This window comes from Nitrospirota bacterium, from assembly GCA_016207905.1.
Lineage (GTDB): Bacteria > Nitrospirota > Thermodesulfovibrionia > Thermodesulfovibrionales > JdFR-86 > JACQZC01.
Window position 1 is genome coordinate 1 of sequence record JACQZC010000060.1, and the last position, 11330, is coordinate 11330.

The following is an 11330-nucleotide window of genomic DNA, read 5'->3' on the forward strand; positions in this document are numbered from 1 at the left end:
ATGAGGCTTGCCATGAGATACGCTTTGGCTTCCACCCTATTGGAGTTCTTGATTTAAGAAAAGGGAAGGTCAGACCCAAAGTAAGAAAAGTGTAACCCATGTCCATAGGTTAAAATGTAACCCATGTGAATGTTGAACAAATGACTATAAACCACTCTTGGGGTCTCATATGTGTTGAACCTATACATTCAGCGCCTAAGGGAAAAGCTGACTGAAAAAAGTTAAAGAAACTAACGGTTAAGAAATAAATATCCTTTTCAGTTTTTGATTTTATTTTCCTTTCCCGCTGATTTCTTCAGAAAACCCCGGGCCTCGATTGCCTCGAGGAGAAGTTTCCTTGCCATCCATGAAAGGGTCCTGTCATCTTTTTCTGCTAACCGCTGAATGATTAACTTTATTTCGGGGGTTACTCTCACGGTCACTACCGTTTCTTTCTTCATTAGAACATTGTATACATAGCAAGTTGACAGCAACAAGGATTACTTAGTATACTTTGTATACTTTACTATGCTCGAGAAATTAGAATTAAAGGTATATGCAAAAAGCGGTCGTCTTTATGAGGAGTATTTCAGCAAGAAAAACGATACGAGAGAAGGGTTTCTGCAAAACTATCTTTCGGTAAATTATTCGAAATTAAACGCCCTCTGCTTTCTGATAGAACGTGTGTACGACGGCAACTTTAAAAATATCATCTCTTTCGGTTCGGGTTTTTGTGTTCTCGAGTATTTATTGAAAAAAGCCCTTCCAGAGGATACGAATGTAATAGCCACAGATGTTTGTGAAGAAATAATTCTCAAAGCAAAAGAATACTTGCCTGACATTGTCATCGATTCCTTTGATATTACCAAAGACGATATTGTCAAATTCAAAAACAAGCATAGGCTAAATTTTGATGTTGCCGTCTTCTTGGGCTCTTCTTACTATATGGAGGATGAACGATTTATCTCCTTCTTCCGTTCTTTAAAAAGTGTGGGCATAAAAGAAATCATTGATTTTTTACCGCTAAAAATATCTTTATTTACTTTTTTCAAATATAAGATTAAGGAAAACGATATTATCAGAAAACTTTTTAAAAAACTGCCTCTCAGGGTCGTATACAAAGGCGAATGTCATGCTCGATTGAAAGGTCTTTATCGTCTACGGAAGCTTTACAAGGTTGCGGGGTTTAAGATAAAAAAAGAATGCAATATAAAACCCTACGGTTATGTTGCAGTACTTAAGTCTAAATGACTCAGAGGAAAATAAAGGGGACGGGTTGTTCTAATTTCTAATAAATTCATATTATAGTTGTCTTCTCTCTGAACCCCTCTTTGTTAAATGGATAGCGAGCGTATTCCCCGCCTCAACGGGGTCAAGCGAGCGAATGTAAAAATAATAATTCCTTACATTAAGACTCCCTGTAGCAATCTACAGGAAGTCTTCAATTTCAGCCCCTGATTTTTAGAGTCTGCCTTAGCTATTGCAAATAATTCTGAATTCTGATATTCTGAAATCAGAATGGAGGTGTAAGATGCAGGCTAATAAATCATTGCTGGCAGAGATAAAATCTCGAGGGCAGTTGACCATTCCCAAAAAAATAAGGGAGATGAGCCATCTTGAAGAAGGTCAGGTTGTCTCTATTATCCCTGTTGGTGACGCTGTCATTATTACGCCAAAGAGGCTTGAGCTTGATGAGGCAAGAAGGCAGATAAAAAAGATACTTAAGGAATCAGGTCTTTCTGCTGAAGATGTCTTAGCAGGACTTAAAGAAGAAAGAGAAGCCCTCTTCAAAGAGACCTATGGCAAAAAAAGAAGCCGTTAGGGTCTTTTTAGATTCAAATGTTATTCTGTCAGGACTCCTTTCTGATAAGGGTGCACCACGCATAATCCTTGATATATTCTCTCTCAGGCTTCCATTTCTTACAGGTGTAACAGGCCGATATAACATCATTGAGATTGAAAGGAATTTAGCAAAGAAGATGCCGAAAGTCATTCCTGTGTACAGAGAATATCTCCCAAAGATAAATCTTGAGATTATCCCGGTGCCTTCATTGGCAGAGGTAAGAAAGTTTTACGGTCATATTTCTGATAAGGATATTCCAGTTATTGTTTCAGCTATCAATGGTAAAGCAGATATTTTTGTAACAGGAGATAAAAAGGATTTTACAAGGCTCAAGGCAAAGGGCAGTGAGCCATTAAAAATAGTAAGCCCATCAGAATTTATTGATATAGTCTTTCCCGATATTCTTAAGAATATTAAAGGCAGAGAATCATGAAATCTGCTCAAGCAGGCTTATGCTATAATCATAAAGCATGCGGGCATATGACATCATAAAGAAAAAGAGGGATGGCAAGGCACTCACAAAAGAGGAGCTGTCCTTCCTGATAAACGGAAATCTCAAAGGCGACATCCCGGATTATCAAATCTCAGCCTTTCTTATGGCAGTCTATCTAAATGGTATGACCGATGAGGAGACCACTTCACTTACCGATGTAATGCTCAATTCAGGCTCAACGATTGACATGAAAGATGTTCAGGGAGTAAAAATAGACAAGCACTCAACAGGCGGAGTCGGAGATAAGGTAAGCATAATACTTGCGCCCCTTATAGCCTCGATGGGAATAAAGGTGCCGATGGTCGCAGGAAGGGCTCTTGGGCACACAGGCGGCACATTAGATAAGCTGGAATCCATACCCGGCTTCAAGACAGATATTCCTATCAAAGAGTTCAAAGACAACCTCAATAGGATAGGACTCTCTATAATCAGCCCGTCAGAGGAGATTCAGCCTGCTGACAGATTGCTTTACTCATTAAGGGATGTTACTGCAACGGTTGATTCCATCCCCCTTATAGCATCGAGCATTATGTCAAAGAAGCTCTCCGAAGGAATAAATGGCCTTTTGCTCGATGTAAAGACAGGCTCAGGTGCATTAATGAAAGACACAGAGTCTGCTTTGAAGCTCGCAAAGACAATGGTCTCCATAGGAAACTCCATGGGTGTAAGGACTGTTGCACTTATAACTAACATGGAACAACCCATCGGAAAAACAGTTGGAAACAGCCTCGAGATTAAGGAATGCATCTCTGCACTTAAAGGCAAAGGAGGTGAGGATTTGATGGAACTTACCCTTACGCTTTCGGCATGGATGCTAAACCTTGCAGACTCTGTTTCGGAAGAGACACCGCTTAAAAAAATGTCAGAGCAGACATCGAGGCATTACAAGCACGAGGCAATGGAATTCATAGAAAAAGGGGATGCATTCAAAAAATTCATGGAGTTTATAGATGCCCAGTATGGAAACCCAGAGGTTGCATTAAGCCCGAACATCTTGCCTTCTGCAAGACATGTAAAACATCTCTACGCAGAAAAAGAAGGCTATATCCAGAGGCTTGGCGGAGAGGCAGTTGGCATTGCAGGGATGCTCCTTGGTGCAGGCAGAAGAAAGGCAGAAGACCCGATAGACCATTCAGTCGGTATTATCCTGAATAAAAAGGTAGGGGATTTCGTAAAGCAAGGCGAGCCAATCTCGATGTTTCATTATAACGATGATGCCTCGCTCAAAGAGGCAGAAGAGGTTTTCTATTCAGGCATCGAGATAGGACAAATGCCTACTGCACCCCTGCCAATGGTATTAGATGTTATTATGCCGTCTTAGGCTCCCAGACCTTGTCTTTGTCGATAATATGAATCACATGCCAGCCCCTTCTTTGAAGTTCCCTTGCTATCCAACGCCTATGGCATTTCCATGGAAACCTCTCTGCACATAAAACTACCGAGACTGCCTGTTTTGCAATCTCCTCGAGACCTGATACGGCATTTTTGAACTCCTCTGTTTGGCTGTAAGCCTCATATCCGCCTTTTCTAAATCCTCCTAATCCTTCTAACCAGTAATACCTTATGCCGTTTAAGTAGAGGCTTTCTATAAGCTCTTCTTTCGAGAAGCCATGAATCTTACTTTTTGGAAACCTTCTTACATCTATGAGACAGGCTATGCCATAGGCAAGAAGGATTTCTATAAAGTCCTCCTCTGTTCGCCTGCTTGTGCCGAGTGTATAGATTATTTTTTCTTTCATCTGTCTTATATTTTAGCACTTCAGATAAAATTTACATAGAACATTAAATATAACTCATTGAAAATCAAGGATTATTTTAGTTTTTATATGAATATCCAGATTATTTTGCTAAATATTTAATTTTTTCTTGACAATAATCTAATAATATGGTATATTTTTCTAAATATGAGCCCTATATTGAAATTAAAGAGACATAATGAGAAAAAGGAAATCATGTTTGAATTGAAGTATCTTCTGTCCCTCACAACCGAGCAGAGGTTTGAAATGATGTTTAAAAAAACAAATGAGCTAAGAATGTTATTGGAGAAAAGTGGACACAGAAAGCCTTTTGAGATTATTAAAAGAACATAAGGGATAAGAATGCAAGAGACCAGACATGAGCGATTCAAAAGGATTGCTAGAATGCAAGAGACCAGACATGAGCGATTCAAAAGGATTGCTTCAAAAAGGACAAATGATATTTTTGAAAAAATCAGGATACTCGGAAACTGTTCAAATAAAAGCTCTTATGAATATACAGAGGAAGAGGTGAATAAGGTTTTCTCTGAGATAGACAGGCAACTTAAAATAACAAAGGCGAAGTTTCTTTTAGGGAAGAGGGAGAGGTTTAAGTTATAGCTATGAGGGAGGGAATATTTGTTATTTCAGATCTAAAATCTCTTTTAAAGCATTCTCCAACCCCGATAGTTTTTTCTATCTGAAGGGAACAAGGATAACATCCCCTTTTTCATAAGCTGTCATAAACAGCGTCCTCATCGTTGTCCCAGACCTTTTTAAATGAGGCTTCTGAAAGCTTCTGGGAGGCTTTTGTAAGAAGAGTCTTTTCCTTTTTTGATTCTAAGAACTGGATGAAGTCAAAAACCTCTGCAAGAATATCTTCAGGCAGATTATCTATTTCTTTTTTGATTACCTCTTTAACAGACATAACCCCTCCTTTCTTTCATAATAAGAATTATACTTGAAATCGGATGCTTTCTGCGTTTTTCTTTTTCATTCCTTCCCCTTATACCCCACAACCGCAATCCCTGCCTTATTAGCAGATTTTAAGAAATCCTCTCTTTCAAGGAGTATGCTTTTGCCTGCCTCAACTGCAAGGACACTTGCCTTTACACCTATCATGACCTCAAGTGTATTAATGCCAACAGTAGGCACATCGAAACGCATGTCCTGATAGGGCTTTGAGACCTTTACGACAACCGCACCCTTTCCTGCAAGTTTTCCACCTCTTCTTATTGCCTCGTCTGTTCCTTCTATTGCCTCAACTGCCATAACTGCCCTGTCTTTTACGACAACTGTCTGTCCTATGTCCAATCTTCCTATCTCTTTAGCAATGTCAAAGCCAAACCTTATGTCATTCCATTCCTTCTCTGTTGGATGTTTTTTAGTAAGGATGCCTTCTGGGGTCATAAGAGAGGCACAGAAATCAGTGATGCTAAGAAGCCTTATACCGTCTTTTTCAAGCTCTCTTGCCACTGCAATAAGGATTGAATCGTCCTTTCTGTCTTTGAGGGAAAAAAGGAGTTTTGCGGCTCTAAGGTCAGGCCTTATCCTACTCAGGTAAAGGAGGGATTTTGGCACCTTTCCTGCCATCACTGCCTGAGTGACATTGTGTTTCTTTAGTGTCCTGATTATCTCTCCTAACCTTCCGACATTAACCTCTTTAAGGACATCTACATAGCCTGCAAGCGGAACATTAGAAATAGGGGTTAAGGCTATTGCCACGACTGTATAGCCTTTTGCCTTTGCATCGAGGGCAATTGCCTTTGGAAGCTCGCCCATGCCTGAGATAAGACCGAGGACTTTTAACGACATATGCCGCGCTTATTCTCCTGAATAAACTCTATAAGGTGCTTGATTTCCTCTGTGTATGGAAGCTCATCCTGAACCCTTTTGATTGCCTCTGTTAGGGTAAGTTTGTCTCTGAAGAGAATCTTATATGCCCTTTTTAGCTCGTTTATCGTTTCATCCGAAAACCCGTTTCTTTTAAGCCCGACTGTGTTAAGCCCGTAGAGCTTTGCCCTCGCACCAGATGCCATCATATAAGGCGGTATGTCCTGTGCTATACCGCTAAAGCCGCCTACCATTGCAAACGCACCGATTCTTGCATGCTGGTGAACAGCAGTGAGCCCGCCCATGACTGCATGGTCTTGGACTGTGACATGTCCTGCGAGTGTAGCCGCATTTGCCATTATAATGTTAGAGCCAATCTTACAGTCATGGGCTATATGGACATATGCCATAAGGAAATTGTCATCCCCTATTGTAGTAATGCCATCTCCTCTAACAGATGCCCTATGTATGGTTATATACTCCCTGATGATGTTTCTACTGCCTACTCTGACAGATGTCTTCTCATCCTTATAGCTTAAATCTTGAGGAGGCAGTCCAATACTCGTAAATGGATATATAACGCAGTTTTGTCCTATTTCGGTATCTCCCTCTATAACCACATTGGACTGAAGCTGAGTTCCTCTGCCTATTCTTACTCCTTTTTTGAGGATTGAAAAGGGCCCTACTATAACGCCTTCATCGAGGAAAACGCCTTGCTCTACGATTGCAGTTGGGTGTATTTGGGTTTCCATTATGACCCCTTTTCAGTGAGCATTGCAGTAAACTCAGCCTCTGAAACGACCTTGTCTTGCACCTTACCAACACCTGAAAACTTCCAGACATTGCCCCTCTGATGAATGACCTTTATATCTAATATAAGCTGGTCTCCTGGTATAACTGGTTTTCTGAATTTTGCCCTCTCTATGCTCATGAAGTAAACGAGCTTAGGAGTTGTCCCTAAGGAGTTTAATGCTAAGATTCCTGCTGACTGTGCCATTGCCTCTATGATTAGCACACCTGGCATGATAGGGTTTCCCGGAAAGTGTCCCTCGAAAAAAGGCTCATTCACAGTCACATTCTTAATGCCTGTTATGCTTTTGTCTTTATCAAGCTCGATAATCCTGTCTACAAGCAAAAACGGGTATCTGTGTGGCAGGTAGCTCATTATCTCATTAATCCCTATCATTACTTAGCCTCCTTTTTCGATTTGCCTTGAATCTCCTCCAATTTATCTTCTATAAGTTTAAGTCTTTTTGAAAGCTCTGGAAGTTTAGAGAAAACCGAGACTGCCTTAAGCCATTGGATGTGGGGTATGGTTGGAGAGCCTGAATAAATCCCTTTTGGCACATGCCCCATAACGCCTGACTGTGCTCCTATCATTGTGCCGTCTTCTATGTTAGCATGGTCTGAAACTCCAACCTGTCCTCCGAGAGAGACGAATCTTCCGACCTTTGTGGAGCCTCCGATTGCAACCTGCGAAACTAAGATTGAGCCTTCGCCAATCTTTACATTGTGCCCTATCTGAACAAGATTATCTATTTTTGTGCCTTTCCCTACGAGGGTGTTTCCTGTTGTAGCACGGTCAATCGTGACATTTGCTCCTATCTCTACATCATCCTCTATGATAACTGCTCCAACCTGCGGAATCTTATAATGCATACCATTATGAAACACATAGCCAAACCCATCCGAGCCAATGACAGAGCCCGAATGAACTATGACCCTATTGCCAAGAGAAACCCCTTCCCTTAAGACTACATTTGGATAAATGATGCAGGTGTCTCCTATTGTCACCCCTTCTCCTATGAACACCCCTGGATAAATAACCGAGCCCCTGCCTATCCTTACATCTCCTGATACATAACAGAAAGGCTCTATTGAGACATCCTCCTTAATCACGGCATCATCGGATACAAACGAAAGACTGCTTATGCCTATGGGCTTAAAAGGCTTTACATAGAAATGCTCAAGCAGTTTTGCAAATCCATAATATGGGTCGGTGACCTTAAGCTGGGTCCCATGGAATTCGGAAACAGGCTCTTTTACCATAACACACGATGCCTTTGTGTCTCTTAGCCTCTTTATGTATTTTGGACTCGAAAGGAATGTTATATCTCCTTCCAATGCATCCTCTATGCCTGAGACACCTGTTATCTCTATATCTTCCTGTCCGATTATCTCTGCTTCTAAGAGCTTTGCGATATCCTTTAATTTCATCTACTTAGTTTTCTTTTTTGGGACTTTAAATTCGTCATATCTTTGTATAACCGTATCCGTAAGGTCAATAACCTTGTCTTTTGAGTAAAGTATTATGCCTGCCGGGAATATAAAGGCAAATCCATCCTGTTTTCCTATGGACTCTATAACAGAGTCTATAAGCTCATCGAGTATGTTTTCCTTCATGTTGTTCTGTATCCTCTGGACCTCTGCCTGAGAGTCATCGATGAGCTTTGTTATCTCTCTTTCCATAGCATCGAGTTCCCTTAGCTTTGCCTTTTTAGCCTCCTCCGAGAGGGCGGTCCCCTGCTTTTCAATCTCCTCCCTAAACCTTTCTTTTGTCTTTATCTTTTCGGTTATAAAGGCTTCTTTTTCCCTTATGAGGGCATCTAAAACAGCCTTTGTCTTTTTACCTGTCTCGGATTCGTCAATAACATACTGAAGGTCAACGATTCCTATTTTTGTTTCGGCAGTTACGGTCTTTGTCTTTTCCTCGGAAAAGGCAGATGTACTCCAAATCAGGACAAACAATACTACGAATATCTTTTTCATTAGCCCTCCTTTTGAATCATTTTTAGATATATTACCAGAATACTGCTTGGAAGGGGAATACAAAAATTCCGAAAACAGCCTTTAGAAGAATGTTCCGAATGCAAACTCCCATCGGGCTTTTCTCTCTCCTAACTTTGGGTCGAGGTTTTTACCCCATTCTAATCTTAATGGCCCAATTGGCGAAATCCACCTTATTCCAGTTCCTGCGGACTGTCTTAGCCTCAGGTCGCTTTCGTTATCGTATGCAGTTCCTGCATCGTAAAATACAACTCCCTTGAGTCTTGCCTCCTCTAAGATAGGGAAGGTATATTCTGCATTTAGTATGAGCTTCCTTGTGCCTCCGATTATAGCACCTGTTTCATCTCTTGGTCCTGCCTCTCCAAAGCCAAGCCCTCTTACAGAGTATATACCGCCTACAAAGAACCTCTCATAAAGAGGAAGGGGATTTCCGAATAGCCCTCTGGCATAGCCAAAAGTGCCCCTTATGGAAAATGTCGTGCTCTCGGTTACAGGGAAAAACCATGATGACTCAAAAACAGCCTTTCCGTATTTATTATCTCCTCCTACTCCTGCATAGGTCAGATAGATTGCATTCAGCGAGCCTCTGTGAGGGTCAAGAAAGCTATCCCGCGAGTCCCTTTCGATGGATGGAGATATACTGCTTGTTACCTTAGAGCCCTCCTGCTGTCTTATCGCCTCGGAGGCAGTCTCATCGATATTGAATATCCTTGTTCTTTCGAAGTTATATGACACGCGAGACCTCCAGTAATCCCGAAATCTCCAGCCAAAGGCAAACATAAAGCCCTGCGAGGTCTTATCGTAATTCACATATTCCCTTTTTGTATTGTATATGCCTGTGGTAAACGAAACAGGCTTGTCAAAAAACCATGGCTCCATGAAAGAAAGCTCATATGTCGTAAACTTGCTTCCGAATTCCCCTCTGAGCTTTATAGATTGTCCCCTACCACCTAAATTACCCTGTGTTATGTCAACCATAGCCACGAACCTGTCAGTAGAGCTATATCCAGCGCCAACGCTCAAAAAACCTGTCTGCCTTTCCTTTACGGATAGGTCTATGTCCATGGTCTTTGCCTCACTGTTGAGTCGAGGGCTTAAGCTCAGCGATTCAAACAGGTTCAGGTTATTGACCTTCTCATAGCTTCTCCTTATAAGTTTACTGTTAAATGTATCTCCTTCATTAAGAAGAATCTCTCTTCTTATAACCTTATCCCTTGTCCTTATGTTGCCTGAGACCTCGATTCTTCCGATACTGTAAATCTCATCCTCGTTTATTCTAAGGATTAACCTTGCCTCTTTTTTTGGCTCATCCAGTATCATATCAGGCAGGACCATTGCGAGGGCATAGCCTTTCTCCGTATACATATCCGTTAATAAAGCCACATCCCTGTTTAGAGTTCTCTTACTTATGGTTGAGCCTACGGATGTCTTGAGTTTTTCTTTTAATTCCCCATCTGAGAACACCTTATTACCACTGAACTCTATGGAGGATATCTTGTAGGGTTCACCTTCCCTGACCTCGATAGTTATAAAAATGCTCTTTTTATCTTCTGAAAGCACTATATCGGGCTCAAAGACCTCTGCCTGAATGAATCCGTTGTCAAAGTAAAGGTCTTTTATTGTAGTAGTGTCTACCTCTATATTTGCCCTTTCGTATTTTCCACTGCCTGTTATGAAAGAAAACAGGCTTTTCTTGGATGTCTTCATGACCCTCTTTATCTTGCGTGTGGAGATAGCCTTGTTGCCCTTTATAGTTATTGTCTTGATTCTGACCTTATCTCCTTCCTCTATCTGATAGGTCAGCACCTGCCTATCCTCGTCTATCATTCTTATGACAGGCACCACCTTAGCAAGGGGATAGCCCTCTTTTTCATAAAGCTTCCTCAGCCTGTCGGCACCTTTCTGTATGAGCTCTATGTCAGAGGATGTTCCTGGAAGTATAGCCAGCTCTTCTTTGAGTTTTAAATCATCGAGCTCATAATTCCCTTGAAAGTCAACCCTGTGGATTCGTGGCTTTTCTAAGACTATATAGATAAGTTTAATGCCATCTTCGAGAGGCTCTAACTCAACCCTTACATCCTCGAAATTCCCCATCTCATAGATAGCCTTAATATCTTCGGATACCTCCTCATAGTCGAGAGTCTCTCCAACATCTTGGGTTATTCTTGCCCTGACTGCCGAGTCACGGACAGTCTTTAGCCCTCTGACCTCGAGCTCATTTACAATCGGAGATTCCTCCTCGGCATTTGCAGGTGGAGTCAAAAATGACAAAAAGATTAAAAAGATAAAAATTATTTTAAAGTTTAGCATGCCTGATTCTTTCAAACGCTTAGTATATCGCTCTTTTTGATATAATGTAAACAGGCGAATTATCTCATTTAAAAATTTTTATGAAAAGGGGAGACTAATTTAGATTTATTAATTTGGGGTTTCACCCCAAACCCCAGTTGCTTTTCCGAATTATTTTTAACCCTTCAGCCTCCTTCATTACACTGAAATTTTCTAAAGGGGTAAAGAGAGGGATTTTAGAAAAGGGGGATTAAAACTGAGATTCTGAAACAAGTTCAGAATGACCCCTATTTATCCCCTCCCTTGAGGGGAGGGGATTTAGGGGAGGGTGATTAAAAATATTTTTGTATCACTCTTTTATTTCACCCCT

General features: G+C 41.1%; 14 protein-coding genes. 5 read left to right on the forward strand and 9 right to left on the reverse strand.

All coding sequences use genetic code 11. From position 1 onward, the window contains the following. Window positions 1-257: 257 nt before the first annotated feature. Window positions 258-440, reverse strand: a complete 183-nt coding sequence (locus HY805_07735; protein ID MBI4824100.1) for a hypothetical protein — start codon at window positions 438-440, stop codon at window positions 258-260. Between the two features lie 67 nt (window positions 441-507). On the opposite strand from HY805_07735, the gene HY805_07740 reads away from it, so the two are divergent. The 4 genes from HY805_07740 to HY805_07755 all read left to right on the forward strand — a co-directional run bounded on the left by HY805_07740 (window position 508) and on the right by HY805_07755 (window position 3636). After that, window positions 508-1230: a hypothetical protein gene (locus HY805_07740; GenBank protein ID MBI4824101.1), complete on the forward strand. Its 723-nt coding sequence runs from the start codon at window positions 508-510 to the stop codon at window positions 1228-1230. A 280-nt stretch (window positions 1231-1510) separates the two neighbouring features. Continuing rightward, entirely contained in the window at window positions 1511-1801 is a 291-nt protein-coding gene (locus tag HY805_07745) for an AbrB/MazE/SpoVT family DNA-binding domain-containing protein (protein ID MBI4824102.1), read from the forward strand. Continuing rightward, window positions 1779-2255, forward strand: a complete 477-nt coding sequence (locus tag HY805_07750) for a putative toxin-antitoxin system toxin component, PIN family (GenBank protein ID MBI4824103.1) — start codon at window positions 1779-1781, stop codon at window positions 2253-2255. The genes HY805_07745 and HY805_07750 overlap by 23 nt, the downstream gene beginning before the upstream one ends. Before the next feature lie 37 nt (window positions 2256-2292). Continuing rightward, a complete protein-coding gene (locus tag HY805_07755; protein MBI4824104.1) occupies window positions 2293-3636 on the forward strand; it encodes a thymidine phosphorylase in 1344 nt (447 codons plus the stop codon). On the opposite strand, the gene HY805_07760 is transcribed toward HY805_07755, so the two are convergent. After that, window positions 3623-4054: a DUF488 domain-containing protein gene (locus HY805_07760; protein MBI4824105.1), complete on the reverse strand. Its 432-nt coding sequence runs from the start codon at window positions 4052-4054 to the stop codon at window positions 3623-3625. The two genes, HY805_07755 and HY805_07760, sit on opposite strands and share 14 nt — an antisense overlap. 376 nt (window positions 4055-4430) lie before the next feature. Here HY805_07760 and HY805_07765 point away from each other — a divergent pair, with 376 nt between their 5' ends. Next, the gene (locus HY805_07765) at window positions 4431-4586 is read left to right on the forward strand and encodes a hypothetical protein (GenBank protein ID MBI4824106.1); all 156 of its coding nucleotides are present in this window, start codon (window positions 4431-4433) and stop codon (window positions 4584-4586) included. Between the two features lie 195 nt (window positions 4587-4781). Here HY805_07765 and HY805_07770 read toward each other — a convergent pair whose 3' ends face one another. The 7 genes from HY805_07770 to bamA all read right to left on the reverse strand — a co-directional run bounded on the left by HY805_07770 (window position 4782) and on the right by bamA (window position 10942). Further along, on the reverse strand, window positions 4782-4979 hold the full coding sequence (locus HY805_07770; protein ID MBI4824107.1) for a DUF2281 domain-containing protein: 198 nt from the start codon (window positions 4977-4979) through the stop codon (window positions 4782-4784). A 65-nt stretch (window positions 4980-5044) separates the two neighbouring features. Beyond that, window positions 5045-5866 carry a UDP-2,3-diacylglucosamine diphosphatase LpxI gene (gene lpxI, locus HY805_07775; GenBank protein ID MBI4824108.1) on the reverse strand — a complete coding sequence of 274 codons (822 nt, stop codon included), beginning with the start codon at window positions 5864-5866 and terminating at the stop codon, window positions 5045-5047. After that, window positions 5857-6636, reverse strand: a complete 780-nt coding sequence (gene lpxA, locus HY805_07780; protein ID MBI4824109.1) for an acyl-ACP--UDP-N-acetylglucosamine O-acyltransferase — start codon at window positions 6634-6636, stop codon at window positions 5857-5859. Before lpxA ends, lpxI begins: the two co-directional genes overlap by 10 nt. Beyond that, entirely contained in the window at window positions 6636-7070 is a 435-nt protein-coding gene (fabZ, locus tag HY805_07785; protein MBI4824110.1) for a 3-hydroxyacyl-ACP dehydratase FabZ, read from the reverse strand. Before fabZ ends, lpxA begins: the two co-directional genes overlap by 1 nt. Beyond that, window positions 7070-8101, reverse strand: a complete 1032-nt coding sequence (gene lpxD / locus HY805_07790) for a UDP-3-O-(3-hydroxymyristoyl)glucosamine N-acyltransferase (protein ID MBI4824111.1) — start codon at window positions 8099-8101, stop codon at window positions 7070-7072. The genes fabZ and lpxD overlap by 1 nt, the downstream gene beginning before the upstream one ends. Next, window positions 8102-8653: an OmpH family outer membrane protein gene (locus tag HY805_07795; protein ID MBI4824112.1), complete on the reverse strand. Its 552-nt coding sequence runs from the start codon at window positions 8651-8653 to the stop codon at window positions 8102-8104. An 81-nt stretch (window positions 8654-8734) separates the two neighbouring features. Next, window positions 8735-10942 carry an outer membrane protein assembly factor BamA gene (gene bamA, locus HY805_07800; GenBank protein MBI4824113.1) on the reverse strand — a complete coding sequence of 736 codons (2208 nt, stop codon included), beginning with the start codon at window positions 10940-10942 and terminating at the stop codon, window positions 8735-8737. Between the last annotated feature and the right edge of the window lie 388 nt (window positions 10943-11330).